15 protein-coding genes are annotated in these 15,107 nt (G+C 64.3%); 4 read left to right on the top strand and 11 right to left on the bottom strand.

Features of this window, described 5'->3' with window-relative positions; genetic code table 11:
* Nucleotides 1-67: 67 nt before the first annotated feature.
* The 11 genes from ACTJLC_RS25055 to ACTJLC_RS25105 form a co-directional block, all read right to left on the bottom strand.
* Complete coding sequence (locus tag ACTJLC_RS25055) at nt 68-580, bottom strand: ureidoglycolate lyase (protein WP_073428122.1); 513 nt, start codon at nt 578-580, stop codon at nt 68-70.
* The gene (alc, locus tag ACTJLC_RS25060; RefSeq protein WP_073428080.1) at nt 580-1,590 is read right to left on the bottom strand and encodes an allantoicase; all 1,011 of its coding nucleotides are present in this window, start codon (nt 1,588-1,590) and stop codon (nt 580-582) included. Before alc ends, ACTJLC_RS25055 begins: the two co-directional genes overlap by 1 nt.
* A 73-nt stretch (nt 1,591-1,663) precedes the next feature.
* Entirely contained in the window at nt 1,664-2,185 is a 522-nt protein-coding gene (gene uraD, locus ACTJLC_RS25065) for a 2-oxo-4-hydroxy-4-carboxy-5-ureidoimidazoline decarboxylase (RefSeq protein ID WP_073428079.1), read from the bottom strand.
* Complete coding sequence (gene puuE / locus ACTJLC_RS25070; protein WP_310133458.1) at nt 2,182-3,132, bottom strand: allantoinase PuuE; 951 nt, start codon at nt 3,130-3,132, stop codon at nt 2,182-2,184. Before puuE ends, uraD begins: the two co-directional genes overlap by 4 nt.
* A gap of 207 nt (nt 3,133-3,339) precedes the next feature.
* On the bottom strand, nt 3,340-4,206 hold the full coding sequence (locus tag ACTJLC_RS25075; RefSeq protein WP_083083786.1) for an aspartate/glutamate racemase family protein: 867 nt from the start codon (nt 4,204-4,206) through the stop codon (nt 3,340-3,342).
* A 27-nt stretch (nt 4,207-4,233) separates the two neighbouring features.
* Nucleotides 4,234-5,724: an NCS1 family nucleobase:cation symporter-1 gene (locus tag ACTJLC_RS25080; protein ID WP_073428076.1), complete on the bottom strand. Its 1,491-nt coding sequence runs from the start codon at nt 5,722-5,724 to the stop codon at nt 4,234-4,236.
* A gap of 314 nt (nt 5,725-6,038) precedes the next feature.
* Nucleotides 6,039-6,779, bottom strand: a complete 741-nt coding sequence (locus ACTJLC_RS25085) for a GntR family transcriptional regulator (protein WP_073428075.1) — start codon at nt 6,777-6,779, stop codon at nt 6,039-6,041.
* 242 nt (nt 6,780-7,021) lie between these two features.
* Nucleotides 7,022-7,948 carry a muramoyltetrapeptide carboxypeptidase gene (ldcA, locus tag ACTJLC_RS25090; protein ID WP_310133465.1) on the bottom strand — a complete coding sequence of 309 codons (927 nt, stop codon included), beginning with the start codon at nt 7,946-7,948 and terminating at the stop codon, nt 7,022-7,024.
* Nucleotides 7,949-7,984: 36 nt separating this feature from the next.
* Complete coding sequence (gene tadA / locus ACTJLC_RS25095; RefSeq protein ID WP_310133468.1) at nt 7,985-8,710, bottom strand: tRNA adenosine(34) deaminase TadA; 726 nt, start codon at nt 8,708-8,710, stop codon at nt 7,985-7,987.
* A complete protein-coding gene (locus ACTJLC_RS25100; protein ID WP_310133470.1) occupies nt 8,707-9,108 on the bottom strand; it encodes a DnaJ family domain-containing protein in 402 nt (133 codons plus the stop codon). The genes tadA and ACTJLC_RS25100 overlap by 4 nt, the downstream gene beginning before the upstream one ends.
* A gap of 548 nt (nt 9,109-9,656) precedes the next feature.
* Entirely contained in the window at nt 9,657-10,259 is a 603-nt protein-coding gene (locus ACTJLC_RS25105) for a 2'-5' RNA ligase family protein (RefSeq protein WP_310133473.1), read from the bottom strand.
* A gap of 514 nt (nt 10,260-10,773) precedes the next feature.
* On the opposite strand from ACTJLC_RS25105, the gene sapR reads away from it, so the two are divergent.
* The 4 genes from sapR (at nt 10,774) to ACTJLC_RS25125 (ending at nt 15,074) form a co-directional block, all read left to right on the top strand.
* Entirely contained in the window at nt 10,774-11,685 is a 912-nt protein-coding gene (gene sapR / locus ACTJLC_RS25110) for a sap1 transcriptional regulator SapR (RefSeq protein WP_310133476.1), read from the top strand.
* A 17-nt stretch (nt 11,686-11,702) separates the two neighbouring features.
* On the top strand, nt 11,703-12,266 hold the full coding sequence (ddpX, locus tag ACTJLC_RS25115; RefSeq protein WP_310133478.1) for a D-alanyl-D-alanine dipeptidase: 564 nt from the start codon (nt 11,703-11,705) through the stop codon (nt 12,264-12,266).
* Nucleotides 12,267-12,327: 61 nt separating this feature from the next.
* On the top strand, nt 12,328-13,932 hold the full coding sequence (locus tag ACTJLC_RS25120) for an ABC transporter substrate-binding protein (protein WP_310133480.1): 1,605 nt from the start codon (nt 12,328-12,330) through the stop codon (nt 13,930-13,932).
* A 62-nt stretch (nt 13,933-13,994) separates the two neighbouring features.
* Entirely contained in the window at nt 13,995-15,074 is a 1,080-nt protein-coding gene (locus ACTJLC_RS25125; protein WP_310133483.1) for an ABC transporter permease, read from the top strand.
* Nucleotides 15,075-15,107: the final 33 nt, after the last annotated feature.

Consider the following 15,107-nt stretch of genomic DNA (forward strand, 5'->3'; position numbering starts at 1 on the left):
CACGGCCTGCGCCGTGGGCTTTCGCATCAGCATCAACAACCCGCTCATTGCGCCGAAGCAATGCGCTTCAAACAGTCACCGCGCTCAACGCATCCTCGGTGAGCCACAGCGATTCAGCCAGATCCTGCTCATTCAGATTGAGCCCCTCGCCGCCGCGATCCACGACGATGAAGTCGCTCACCTCGCCCAGCGCGATCAGCGGATGATGCCAAACGCCCTTCGCATAATTGACGCCCTGCCAGCCGCTCGTCACGAATGCGCGAATCCGCTGCGCGTCGAGTTCACCCGCCGGCGCCACCACCACGAGATACGGCTTGTCGTTCAGCGGCACGAACGCCTGGCTGCCTAGCGGATGACGCTCCAGCATCGTCACCTCGAACGGCAACGTGCGCGGCTGTCCGCGAAACAGGTTCACCAGCGTGCGGCCGTTCTCGTCGGTGACGTCCACTTTCGCGAGATCGTGATAGCGGATCGTCGTGCCGAGATTGATCGGAATCTGCTTCGCGCCTTCGAGTTCGATGACGTCGCCGAATGCGGCGAACGCTTCCTTGGTCAACGGTTCGATCGCCAGCGTTTTCATCATGCGAGCGTGCCCCACAGACGCAGACGCGACACGCCGCCATCCGGAATGATGTTAAAGCGCACATGCGTGACAGGACCGAGCGCGGCGATTTCGCTTTCGAAGTCATGCTGCTTGTCCATCTCCAGCTTCTGTTCGCCGAGCAGCACCGGCCAGAACATCGCTTGCGTGACGAGCGAGCTGTCCGTGCCGCCCGTCACGTACGCGGCCTGAATCGAGCAGCGGTCGGGATAGTTACCCTTGAAGTGGGCCGTATCCACTTCGATTTTTCTGATCACGCCCGGCTGCGCCAGCGCGACGATCGCCCAGTCGTTGCCCGGTTCGCGGCGGCGGCGCGTTTCCCAGCCGTCGCCCATGTTCACGCCACGGCCCGGCATCAGAATCGTCGAGGCCGCGCCGAAATGCTGGTTGTTCGCCGCGACCAGATACGCGCCGTTTTCCATCGCGGCCAGATCGAACTGCTCGGTGCGGCTCGCGCCCGCCCAGTCGACTTGCGGCTGACCGTACACGCGCAGACGCGCGATGCCGCCGTCCGGATAAATGTTCACGCGCAGATGCGTGTACGCATTCGCGTCGCTGACTTCGTGATAGTGATGGCTGTTGCCTTGCAAGGTGGTGGACGGAACGATTTCGGTCCATTGCGTCGACTGGTTCGGCACGCCGTCCGTCACGCGCGCGGCTTCCACGGAAGCGGCCGGCGGAAAGTTGCCCGTGAAGTGGCTGGTATCGAGGTCGAGCCCCTTGATCACGCCAGCGCGCGCGAGCTTCACGATGCACCAGTCGTAGCCGGTGGCGCGCTTGCGGCGCGTTTCCCAACCGTCCATCCACTTGCCGTTGTCGTCGTACTTGCCTGGAATGAAGACGGCCGGCTCGGGATTCAGCATGCGTTCCTTCGGTGCGAAGAATTCGTCGCTGGCCTCGAGCGCCTGCGCGCCCAGACGCGGGTCCGCCAGGTTCACATAGCGGCGCGTGAATTCCGGTGCGTTAGGGTCGAGAATCGGGAGTGCCATCTTTATCTTCCTTGGTGTTGGTTGATGCCGGGAAAACGTTTCGGTTCGAGGATCGCGACGCGTGGCTAACGCGCTACGCGTCGATCAGATCGTCGAGCCGCAAACGTGCGATGCGGTAGATCTGATCGAGGCTCGCGCGCAATTCGTCGGCGCGGCTGTTGTTCACGCGCGCCTCGAAGTTCGCGATGATGCCGTGGCGGTCATAGCCGCGCACCGCGAGAATGAACGGAAAACCGAACTTCTCGCGATACGCGCGATTGAGCGCGACCAGCTTGTCGAATTCCTCCTGGGTGCATTGAGCGAGACCCGCGCCGCTTTGTTCGCGCGTGGACTCGGCCGTCAGTTCGCCGCGCACCGCCGCTTTCCCCGCGAGTTCCGGGTGAGCGTTGATCAACGCGAGCTGCTTCTCCTCGCCGGCCGTTTCGACGATGTGGGACATCTTGCGATGCATTTCGTCGATGCCGCTGAACGGCCGCTGCCGCGCGGCGATTTCCGCGACCCACGGCGAGTGCTCGAAAATGCCCGACAGCGCCGCGACGAACGCGTCGGCTGGAATGCTGTTGAGTTGCGCCAGGGTGTAGTGCATCGCCTTCATGCCGCCGCTCCGCGGCCGCCCGGTTGATAAGGATGATGGTCGCGCCAGTGCCGCGCGATGTCGACGCGCCGCGTCACCCAGACGCGATCGTGCTGTTCGAGATGATCGAGAAAACGTTGCAGCGCGCGAAAGCGCCCTGGGCGGCCGAGCAGGCGGCAGTGCATGCCGATCGACAGCATCTTCGGCGCTTCGTCGCCTTCTTCGTACAGCACGTCGAATGCGTCCCGCAGATACGTGAAGAAGTGGTCCGCGGTGTTGAAGCCTTGCGGGCTGGCGAAGCGCATGTCGTTGGTGTCGAGCGTATACGGCACGATCAGTTGCGGCACCTTCGCGCCGCCCGTTACGTCGACCTCCATCCAGAACGGCAGATCGTCGCCGTAGTAATCGGAGTCGTACAGGAAGCCGCCGTATTCCGCCACCAGACGATGCGTGTTGGGACTGTCGCGCCCGGTGTACCAGCCAAGCGGCCGCTCGCCGGTCGCGCGCTCGATCGCCTGCATGCCGAGACGCATATGCTCGGCCTCCTTCTCCGGCGACATGTCCTGATAGTGAATCCAGCGATAACCGTGGCAGGCGATCTCGTGACCGAGTTCGACAAAGGCGCGCGCCACGTCGTGATTGCGTTCGATCGCCATGCCGACGCCGAACACCGTGAGCGGCAAGCCGCGCTTTTCGAATTCGCGCAGGATGCGCCACACGCCGGCGCGCGAGCCGTATTCGTAGATCGACTCCATGCTCATGTGACGAGCCGGAAAAGACGCCGCGCCGACGATCTCCGACAGGAACTGCTCCGAGCCCGGATCGCCGTGCAGCACGCAGTTTTCACCGCCCTCTTCGTAGTTCAGGACGAATTGCACCGCGACGCGCGCTTGCCCCGGCCAGTTCGCCTGCACCGGGTGGCGGCCGTAGCCGATCAGATCGCGTGGGTAGTTCGGGTCGAGTGGCATGGTTTGACGGATGCGTGGTGACGGTACATGAAAGTCGCGCTGGATTATCGCGTGAGCTAGCGTGCGGCGAGCAGGCGGCTGACGCTGGCGCGGCGCGCAAATACCGCTCGAAAACAGCGGCAAAAGCATTTCGCGCACCCGCGACGAGTGGAACCAGTGTAGCGAAAACGCTCCGACGCGCCCATACAGCCCGGCAGATAGTGCGTGTCAGACGGAATGTATGTGCTCGCCCGGTTCGCCCGTGTTTACCCGCAGCAAACCGGCGGTCTCCGCACTCTCTTGCGCATCGACCAGAGAGACCCCAGCAGGACCGCGCGCCGGTTGCGCATTCACGTCGTCCCCGGTCGGGCTGAACGACGCCAGCGCGCCGTCGTAGCGCTTGGCCAGCGGCCGCGCATAGTCGCCGCGCTTGGCTGTCGACAGACGCAGCGCGATCAGCGCTTCGGTCCATTTGACCGCGGCCGTCACGCCCTCGATCACCGGCGCGCCCAACGCATCCTCGATTTCCGCGCACAGTTCGGCCATGCCCGCGCAACCGAGCACGATCGCGTCGGACCCGTCTTCGGCAAGCGCGCGCCGGCATTCGTCGAGGATGATGCGGCGCGCCGCCGAGCCGGGCTTGTCGAGATCGAGCACGGCCACGTCGGTCGCGCGCACGTTGCGGCAAAAGCGCTTCATGCCGTAGCGTTCGGCGAGGTGCCACGCCATGCCGCAGGTGCGCGCCAAGGTGGTCACGACGGAAAAACCCGGCGCCAGCACGCTTGCCGCGTGCATCGCCGCCTCGGCGATGCCGATCACCGGACCGCGCGCCAACTCGCGCGCCGCGTACAAGCCGGGGTCGCCGAAGCACGCGATCACGTAACCGTCGCAGCCCTCGCGCTCGCCGGCCATGACCTCGGCCAGCAAGCCGGGCGTGGCGAGCGCTTCGTCGTAATAGCCTTCGATCGACGGCGGCCCCATCGTCGGATTCACGGCGATCACTTCGGTGCCGGGCGCCGCGACGTCACGCGCGCAGCGGCCCATTGCATCCGTCATGCGTTGGGTCGTGTTCGGGTTGATCAGTTTGATGCGCATAGCGACTCCTGTTGCGTCTGCACGCACTCAGCGTGCGAGCAAGCGATAGAACAGCGCGCCCAATCCCGCGCCGATGAACCACGAAAAATTCGCCATGCCGTCGAGCGCCGGCACCATCACGCAGATCACGGCGATGAGCGCGGCGGGCAGCAACGCGGCCACCGCCCGGTAGTTGACGCCGTTGCGATACCAGTACGAGCCCGTGGGCGCCACGGTGTACAGATCGTCGAGCACGATCTTCTGACGCTTCACGAGATAGTAGTCGACGATCAAGACGCCGTATAACGGGCCGATGAAGCTACCGAGCACGTCGAGCGTGTAATGAATCACGGCCGGGTTGTTGAAGAGATTCCACGGCGTGATGAAGATCGACGCCACCGCCGCGAGCATGCCGCCCGCGCGCCAGCTAATCAGACGCGGCGCGACATTCGAGAAGTCGAAAGCCGGCGAGACGAAATTGGCGACGATGTTGATGCCGATGGTTGCAATCGTGAACGTCAAGGCGCCGAGAATCACCGCGGTCGGATAGTCGATGCGGCCCACCGTTTCGACGGGGTCCGTGATCAGTTCGCCGAACACCGGCAGCGTGGCCGCGGTCGTGATCACCGTCACCAGCGAGAAGGCGAGAAAGTTGACCGGCAGTCCCCAGAAGTTGCCGCGCTGCACGCTGCGAAAGCTCTTGCCGTAGCGGGAAAAGTCGCCGAAATTGAGCATCGGTCCGGAGAAGTACGAGACCACCAGCGAGGTCGCCGTGATCATCACCGGCACCACTTGCAGGCCGTGATATTTGACGCCGCCGAGATTGATGCCGATGTTGCGCCAGCCCGCGCGATACACCATGTAGCCCGCGAGAATGAACATCACCACGTAGACGGCGGGACCGGCGAAGTCGATGAACTTCTTGATGGTCTCCATGCCATGCCAGAACACCAGCGCCTGCAAGACCCACAGCAGCATGAAGCCGGCCCAGCCGAGCGTCGAAAGACCCATGAAACCATGATGATGAACGTCGGCATACGGCAGCAATTGCGGCACGAACTTGAGCACCACGATCACCAGCGCGCTCGAAGCCAGATAGGTCTGAATGCCGTACCACGCTACCGCGATCAGGCCGCGAATCACCGCCGGAATATTCGCGCCGAGTACGCCGAAGGTCGCGCGGCACGCCACCGGATAAGGCACGCCGTTCGCCTGGCTCGGCCTGGCGATCAGGTTGCACAGCACGTTGACGATCGTGATGCCGATCAGCAATGCGATCAGCACCTGCCAGCTCGTCAGGCCGAGCGCGAACAGACTGCCCGCGAACACATAACCGCCGACGCTGTGCACGTCCGACATCCAGAACGCGAAGATGTTGTACGCGCCCCAGGTTTGATGACGCAACGGCGCGAGGTCTTCGTTATACAGCCGCTCGCTGTAGCCGGCCGGCATCGACGAATCGTCGGGCGCGCCGGCGTCTTCGTAAGCGGGGATTGGGGGAATTGCGGGACTTCCGGGCGCTGCGCTGAACTGAGCCATGACTCCTCCTTGAGATAGGGACCATCGATAGCGAATCGAAGGACATTGCATCGGCCATGCCAGTCGCACCCTGCTCGGGCGCTATCCAGGCAGCCGTGCCGCGGGTGTCTCCGTACTTGATGTACTTGTGCTTATCGCAGCGCTCGGACCGCGGATTCCCGGCGATGCTTCGTTGCTCGAAAGCCGCTACCCACGCGCGGCGCACGCGTGCGCAAGCCGGCAGCACGCGCATCGAGCCGCCTTGCAACACTGGTGTGGTTCAGTTCAATTCAGTGCGGCGCGCACCAGCAAAGCGCGCACGCCGGCCGCTCGCCTCAGTCTCGCTCCGACTTCACTTTGGCTTCGTTCCTGGACGCGCCGTCGAGCGCGCCGAACACTTCATGCAGATCCGCCGCGCCGCGCGCGGGGCGCTCCAGCATCTTCAACTCGACGCTTTGCAGATGGTGCGCCATCAGCGCCGCCGCCTCCTTGGCATCGCCGGCGTCGAGCGCGGCGAGAATCGCTGCGTGGTCCTCGAACGAGCATGGGCTGCGTCCGAGCGACTCGTACAGCGCGGAAATCAGCGTGGAGCGCGCCACCAGTCCGTTCAGGCAGTCGCACAGCACGGTATTGCCGGTGAGCCCGGCCAACTCGGTGTGAAATTCGCCCGACAGACGAATCCACGCCGGAAAATCACGCGTTTCGAACGCCTTGCGTTCGCGGCCGATCATGCCGCCGATGTTCTTCAGGCGCCGCACGCCGTGGCCGCTGCAAATCTTTTCCACCACGGCCAGTTCGATGATGCGGCGCATTTCGAACACCTCATGCACTTCCTGCAACGACGGACTCGCGACGAACGCACCGCGGTTCGGTTCGAGATCGACGAGACGATCGGCGGCCAGTTGCGCGAGCGCTTGCCGGATCGGACCGCGCTTCACGCCGAAGACTTCGCATAACTGGGCTTCGGTCAGCTTGGCGCCGGGCGCGAGCCGATGCTCGAGGATCGCGGCGCGAATGCGTTCGGCGATGACTTCGGGCTTCGAATGACTCGCGGCGGCGGAATCTGTGTCGGACATGATGTGCGTCTCGGTATGTTGGTCATCATAGGATGGACATAAAGATTGTCAACAATTTTTATCTTGAATAGGGACAATCCGGAAGGTCTGGACGAGCGGATAGGCCGGCGGCGCGCCACGCTTGGCCCGCGCTGCTTGAGTAGGCGTTTAATTGAGCGAGGGAATGGCCGTCTATTGACGGCCGGTTTTGTCAACAATGTCGCGGGCTTTCGCAAACGCGCGCCGCCCGGCTCCGCCGACTGTCACGTCAGGTGCGGATAACCCGACAGCGTCAGCTTGAATCCGTGCGCGTTTGCGACGAGATGCGCATCCGCGCCCACCGGCAGCGTCAGCATGTTGGGAACATGCCCGAATTGCAGGCCGGTCACGACCGGCACCCCGGTCACCGATCTCACCTGCTCGATCATGGCGTGCAGATCGTAGCCGTTGTCGTACTCGTAGGATTTGCCGCCGGAGAAGTCGCCCAGCACGAGCGCCTGCTGCCGCGCGAGGATGCCGGACAAATGCAGCTGATAAATCATCCGCTCGACGCGGAACGGCTGCTCGTTGATGTCCTCGAGAAACAGGATGCCGCCCTGCACGGGCGGCATATAGGGTGTGCCGATCAGCGAGGCGAGCACGGCGAGATTGCCGCCCCACAGCGTGCCCGACACGTCGACCGCCTGCGCTTGCGGCGCGTTGCTCGTCACCGTCATGGTCGGCCTGGTCAACGCCGACCAGAAGTGCCGCATGGTGAATTCACTGGAATCTTCGGCGCCGAAATCGCTCATCAGCATCGGCCCGGCGAAAGTCTTCACGCCGGCGCGCGCCAGCAACGCGAGCTGGATCGCGGTGAAGTCGCTATGCCCGACCAGCGCGACCGGTCGGCCGCTCAGCCGCCGTTGCAAGCCGTCGTAGTCGAGGCCGTGCAGGATGCGCACCGCGCCGTAGCCGCCACGCACGGCAAGCACGATGTCGGGCAGTTTGCGCGCGGGATCGGCGAGGCGGTTCAGCTCGGCCGCGCGTTCGCCGTCGGTGCCGGCAAAGCGCTGGTAGCAGCGCTGTGTCGCCTCGACGCCCAGAACCCGATGCCCCTGCGCATGGAAGCGCTGCAACGCGCGATGCACCACTTCAGGATCGTTCGGATAACCGGACGGGGCGATCAATTCGATGGTGCGATGAACGGTCATTGGCAAGACCTGTTGGACGTTGATGTTTAGAGCGGTTTAGAGCGGCTCGGCCGGATCGGAGCCGCCGCTGGCTTCGGCGCCGCCTTCGCGACGTGCCGCGGCGCGGGCTGCCCGGCTCGCGCGGCGCCGCTCGGCAAAGAATGATTTGAGCGCCGCGCCGCATTCGTCCTCGAGCACGCCGCCGATCACCGTGGTGTGATGGTTCAGTTGCGGATTCGCGAATGCATCGACGACGCTGCCGCACGCTCCCGTTTTCGGATCGCGCGCCCCGAACACGACGCGCGCGATGCGCGCGTGCATGATCGCGCCGGCGCACATCAGACACGGTTCGAGCGTGACGTAAAGTTCGCAGCCCGGCAGGCGGTAGTTTTCGACGGCTTGCGCGGCTGCGCGCAGCGCGGCCATTTCGGCATGCGCCGACGGGTCGTGCCCGCTGATCGGATGGTTGAAGCCTTTGGCGATGACCTCGTCGCCTCGCACGAGCACCGCGCCGACCGGCACTTCACCGGCTGCGCGCGCTTCCTCGGCGGCGGCTTGGGCGAGCGCCATGAAGCGGCGGTCGCGCTCTGAAACTAGTGCGGGTGTCGCGTCGAGCGCGGCGGCCGGGTTCGGCGTGCCGGCAGCGGCGCCCGGCTCGGTGTTGGGGGGGGCGCCCGGTCCGACGAACGCGGACTCAGCCTTGGGAGTCGACGAATTCAGCGCGCCGTCGGATTCGGCGGAAGGGGAACCCGGCGCGGCCGAGCGGACAAACGGCTCGTTCACTGCGAACCCGCGTCAGCGGTATCGGGCTCGCCGGCGCGCTGCGACAGTCGTTCGGCAATGCGACGGCAATATTCGCGCGGCAGGACCAGCGGGCCGCCGCGCAGCGATTCAAGCGCCATGTCGAGCGCCAGCATGCGTGCCTGGAGACGGCAGCGAGTGACCCGGTCGCTCACGGCATTCAGTTCCGCTTGCAGATCGCGCAACGCGCGCAGCTGTTCGACAGCCGGCGGCACGAAGCCCGCGTTCTTCAAGATCCGGTTGGCGACGCGCACTTCCTCGGGCACCAGTGCATCGTCTTCGAGAGACAGCGGCGCGCCCGCGCCCGGCAAATCGTCGAACTCGCCGCGCGCGGCTGCGGCGGCAATACGCTGTTCGACTAACGCATCAAGCAATTTCATCGGCAATCCACTACGTTGCGGCCCACGCATTCTATCAGGGAGCGCACGGGCGGTTTCGCCTGTTCGACCGGAGAAATCCGCTGGACTTTCGGATTTCGCGTAGGTGAGTGGCGGCAAGCGTGAACTAGGCTGCGGGGTTCGCGGCCGCGCCGCTTTTCTTGCGTCAACCGGCGCGGCTCTCACTACCGCTTACCCCTGATAAGAGTCATGTACGCCATGCAATCTGGAACGTTCGAGCTACCCGCCAGCAATACCCTTACCGCTTCCGCCGAAAGGCGCCCGCGCCCCGCCGCATTCACTGTCGGCCTCGGCAAGCCGGCTTTCCGATCATGCCTGCGTGTGATGCTCGCCGCGGTGACGATGTCGGTCGCGTTGTCCGGCTGTGGCGTGTTCTGCGGCGGCGCGGGCGGAAGCGGCGGCGGCTTTGCCGGCGGTTGTGCAACCGGCGTGCGGTTCTAGGCGGGTGCGCCGCCGGCCAACCTCGTCAGACGGACAGGCCGGCGCGCCGTGAAGTGGGCGCGAAGTGGGCGTGAAGTCGCCGCGCGCCATTACTTCGCCCCTTTCAACGACCAGCGCGCCAGCGCAATATGCCGCGTGCGTCCAAGCAAACTGTGTATCAACGCGAACTCCCGTACGTTCCAGCAGACCGGCTCGATCGGGCGCGCCGCGCCCCAGGGCATGCCGTAAGCCAGCGTGACATGCGGCGTATAAGGCGCGGCCGGTGAATGCGCGCGGCCGCCGAAACCGATGTTTTGCAATGCCTCTGCGAGCGCGTCGTGAAGCGCATGAAGCCCGACGACGCCCTCGCTTCCTACCAGCACCAACGGCCCCGGCCGCGGCTTCGACGCAAAGCTCGTTACCGCGTCGAATTCGACCGTGAACGGCTCCATGCTGATCGAAGCGGCTGCCCGCATCGCGGCGTCGACGAGTGCTGGCGGCAAACCACCCGCGAAATTCCCCAAGTGCTGCAAGGTGACGTGCAAGCGGCCAGCCCCGAGCGGTTTGCTTCTCGCGCGCGTCTGTCCGCAGAGCTGCCGCGCGAGTTCGGAAATGCCGCCCGCCGTGCGCGTGTCGGGAAAGACGGCGAAGAAAAGCCCGTCCGTCGGCGGGGGCGGCGCCTCGAGCCCGGGCAGCCAGAGTTGTTCAGGCATGTTGCTCCTGACTGGATGAAGCCGGCATGAGGATGGATCTCCATTGAGTGTGCGAGCATGGCCGCGCGTAGTTGATTCGGCTGAGCCGATTGCGCGAGGTTCGACCAACACTGTACATACAGACAGTAGTAGCGGCAATGGGGACAGTGGAAAGCTGTCATGTCGGCGGTTCGCGAGGATGAACGTGAACCGCGGTCGGCACAGCAAGCCTGGGCTTGCGGCGGCATGCGGCCTTGAACCGTCTTAGCCGACGATGACGATCTATCCCACCTCGACGCGCGCGCAGTACGCTTCGATGGTCCGCCTCCACGTTGACCAAGCCAGGCTCCGTTCCCGTTAAGCCAGTCATACAGCGAAGGCCGCGAGCATGACTACGCCGCGCGTTCCGGTGCCAAAACCTATCGATCCCCGCACTCCGATTATTTTTCCAGACTGGCGCTCGGTTTATTGGCTTTGTTAGATGCATGTCGTCGCTCCGCAAAATGACAGCCAACTAACAAACAGCAAGCGCCTTATGCCGCCCACTTTCGCGCAAACGGTCGAAGCACGCTTCGCCGAACTCACGCCCACTGCAAAGCGCATCGCCAGCTATCTGCTCGCGAATCTCGACCGGCTCGGCCTCGAGACCGCCGATCAGATCGCGCAGCAAGCCGGCACGAGCGGCATTTCAGTGGGCCGCTTCCTGCGCAGCGTCGGCTACCGCAATCTCGACGATTTGAAACGCGAACTGCGCGGCACGCACCGGGACCGCCCGTGGATGATCACCGACCGGCTCGACGCGTTTCGCCGCGCATCGGGTGAACACGGCGAAGCCGCGCACGCGCGGCAGGCACCGCAAACGGGAAACCCTGTCACACCCAGCCCCGCCCTCGCCCACTCGCTCGACCTCGAGATCGGCGCGATCCAGCACGTCTACCAGCTCGCGCAATCGCCGACCTTCGCGCGCGTGGCCGAGCGCATTTCCAGTGCGGATGCCGTCTACATTCTGGGCATTCAATCGACCCGCGGCATCAGCAACGCCTTTTACAGCTACCTCGAATATATTCGCCCGCGCGTCTTCTATTCCGACGGCATGTCCGGCTCGTACGTCGATTCGCTGAACTCGGAATTCGCGTCGCCGTATCTGATCGTCACCGACACGCGCGCCTACTCGATGATCGCGCGCCGCTATTGCGAGGCCGCCACGCGCCGCGGCCTGCCCTTCGCGCTCGTCACCGACATCTATTGTCCGTGGGCGAGGGATTTCGCCGCCGATCTGCTGCAGGTGAAAACCGACGTGGGCCAGTTCTGGGACTCGCTCGCGCCGCTCACGTGCCTGTTCAATCTGCTCATCACCGCCATCGTCGAGCGGCTCGGGCCGACGCTGGACGAACGCGTCGCGCGCAATCGCGAACTGCAAGGCGAACTCAACCAGTTCGATCTTTGAACCTTCATTCACCGCTCATGACCGACCACCGACTCATCGAGATCACGCCCGCGACGCATGGGGTCGACATCGACCTCGTATACGCGACGCACCGCAATCTCACCGGCAAGCCGATCTACCGAGCCGCGCACTGCCTGCTGCTGGAACCGGCCGAAGCCGCATTGCGCCGCGCCGTGCAACTCGCGCGCCACATCGGGACGACGCTGCGCATTTTCGACGCCTACCGCCCGCCGCAAGCGCAACAGGTGCTGTGGGACTTCCTGCCGGACCCCACCTATATCGCCGACCTCGGCCGCGGCTCGAACCATAGCCGCGGCACGGCGCTCGATGTGACGCTGGTCGATGCGAACGGCGAGGCGCTCGACATGGGCACCGGCTTCGACGCGATGACCGTCGAATCCGAGCACTTCCACGCCGGCTTGCCCGAGCCTGTCCAGCGCAATCGCATGCTGTTGCTCGGCGTGATGCATGCCGCGGGCTTCATGCACATCAAGAGCGAATGGTGGCACTACGAGTTGCCGGGCTCGCTGGCCTTGCCGCTGATCGACAACAGCGAAAGCGGTCCATTGCGCCTGATGTAGTCACATCGTATTTGCAGGTCCGCATCTTTCTTGCCGTTTAACCATTCCTCACGGAGCGAGTATGAAACTGGTTTTGCGCAATGCGCTGGCGGTGGCCGCCGTCGCGTCGGCTTTGGCGCTGTCGGTGGCGGGCGGTGCCGCCCATGCGGCGACGCCGAAGGACATGTTCGTCATGGCGACGCTGCTCGACGAATTCACCACGCTCGATCCGGGCGAAATCTACGAACTCGTGCCGGAAGAATACGTGGCGAATACGTATGACCGGCTGGTGCGAGTCGATTTGCGCGATCCGTCGAAGTTCAACGGCGATGTCGCGCAATCGTGGACGGTCAGCCCCGACGGCCTCACCGTCACCTTCAAGATTCGCCCGGGCCTCAAGTTCCACTCGGGCAATCCGCTCACCGCCGACGACGTCGCGTGGTCGATCCAGCGCGCCGTGCTGCTCGACAAGGGGCCGGCGGCCGTGCTGCAAGGCATCGGCCTCGCGAAAGACAACGTGCTGCAACGCGTGAAGAAGGTGGACGACAGCACCGTCAGCGTGACGACCGATCAGAAATACGCGCCCACGTTCGTGCTCAACGTGCTGGGCTCCTGGCCCGCCTCGGTGCTCGACCAGAAGCTCCTGATGTCGCATCAGAAAGGCAACGACTTCGGCAACGACTGGCTGCGCACCAACGAGGCGGGTTCCGGCGCGTACAAGCTGGTCAAATGGACCGCGAACGACAGCATCGTGCTGCAACGCTTCGACGGCTACCGGGTGCCGCTCGCGATGAAACGCATCGTGTTGCGCCATGTGTCCGAAGCGGCGAGCCAGCGTCTGCTGCTCGAAAACGGCGATGTCGACGTGGCGCGCGGCCTGAGCCCCGACGACCTCGCGACGCTCGCCAAAAGCGGCAAGGCGCGCGTGACGGCGGTGCCGCAAGCGACGCTGATGTATCTCGGCCTGAACGTGAAGAACCCGAACCTCGCGAAGCCCGAGGTACAGGAAGCCATGAAATGGCTGATCGACTACAACGGCATCCAGAATCACGTGGTCAGATCGACTTACAAGGTGCACGAAACCTTCTTGCCGGAAGGCTTCCTCGGCGCGCTGAATGCGAACCCGTACCAGCAGAACGTCGCGAAGGCGCGGGCCCTGCTCGCGAAAGCCGGCCTCGCCAACGGCTTCACCGTGAAGATGGATGTGCGTAACGACTATCCCTACAACGAGATCGCGCAGGCCGTGCAGGCGAATCTCGCGCAAGGCAACATCAAGGTCGAGATCATTCCGGGCGACAACAAGCAGACCCTCGCGAAATATCGCGCCCGTCAGCACGATATCTACATCGGCGAATGGTCCGCGGACTATATCGACCCGCACAGCAACGCCCAGGGCTTCACCTGGAATCCCGACAATGGCGACGGCTCCAGCTACAAGATGCTCGCGTGGCGCAACGCCTGGGATATTCCGCAACTGACGAAAGAGACCAACGCCGCACTGGCCGAACCGTCGAGCGCGAAACGCCCGCAACTGTACCAGGCGATGCAGAAGGAAGTGCTGGCGCAATCGCCCTTCGTCATCATGTTCGAGAAGGTCGCGCAGGTGGCGTACCGTCCGGGCGTGAGCGGTCTCGAAGTCGGCCCGATCAACGACCTCGTGTCGTATCGCGATCTGAAGAAGCAGTAAGCGCGACAGCCTGAAGCGCGGCTTCGCGGCATTCGCCGCCGCGCTTCGGGCAAGGAAAAATCATGTCCACTCCGATTACACCCGTTGGCGCATTCGACCGCGTGCGCGCGCTCGCCGCCGATCGCGGCAGCGTGCGCTGGATCTTGCGCCTGCTACGCTGGGCGCTCACGCTGCTGATCACGTTTGCCGGCCTGCTCGCGGTGACCTTCGTGATCGGCCGCAAGGTGCCGATCGATCCGGTGCTGGCGGTGCTAGGCGACCGCGCCTCCGCGCAAGCGTATGCCGCAATGCGCGTCGAACTCGGCCTCGACAAGCCGCTCGCCGTGCAATTCCTGATCTACGTGCGCGACGTGCTGCACGGCGATCTCGGCATGTCGCTGCTGACGGCGAATCCGGTGATCGACGACATCAAGCGCGTCTTTCCCGCCACCCTCGAACTCGCCACGCTCTCGACGCTACTCGGCGTGCTGGTCGGCGTGCCGCTCGGCGTGATCGCCGCGGTTCGCCATAACCGCTGGATCGATCACGTCGCGCGTTTCGTCGGCCTGATCGGCAGTTCGGTGCCGGTGTTCTGGCTCGGTCTGATGGGCCTGCTGCTGTTTTACGCGAAGCTGCATTGGGTGTCCGGGCCCGGCCGCATCGACCCGGTCTTCGACGGCATGGTCGACACGCACACCGGCAGCCTGCTGCTCGACGCGCTGATCGCCGGCGAATGGGACGTGTTCTTCAACGCCGTGTCGCATATCGCGCTGCCCGCCGCGATTCTCGGTTATTACTCGGTCGCCTATTTGAGCCGCATGACGCGCTCGTTCATGCTCGACCAGTTAAGCCAGGAATACATCACGACGGCGCGCGCGAAAGGTTTGCCGGAGCGCCGCGTGATCTGGCGTCATGCGTTCGGCAATATCGCCGTGCCGCTCCTCACCGTGATCGCGCTCGCCTACAGCTATCTGCTCGAAGGCTCGGTGCTCACCGAAATCGTATTCGCGTGGCCGGGCATCGGTTCCTACCTGACGGGCGCCTTGCTCAACGCCGACATGAACGCCGTGCTCGGCAGCACGCTCGTGATCGGCATCACCTTCATCGCCCTCAACCTGCTGACCGACGCGCTCTATCGCGTGTTCGATCCGCGTGCCCGCTGAGATTCAGGAGAGTCACGCCGTGCTTCCTTCCAC

Source organism: Paraburkholderia sp. 22099, from assembly GCF_052045835.1.
Classification (GTDB): Bacteria; Pseudomonadota; Gammaproteobacteria; order Burkholderiales; family Burkholderiaceae; genus Paraburkholderia; species Paraburkholderia terricola.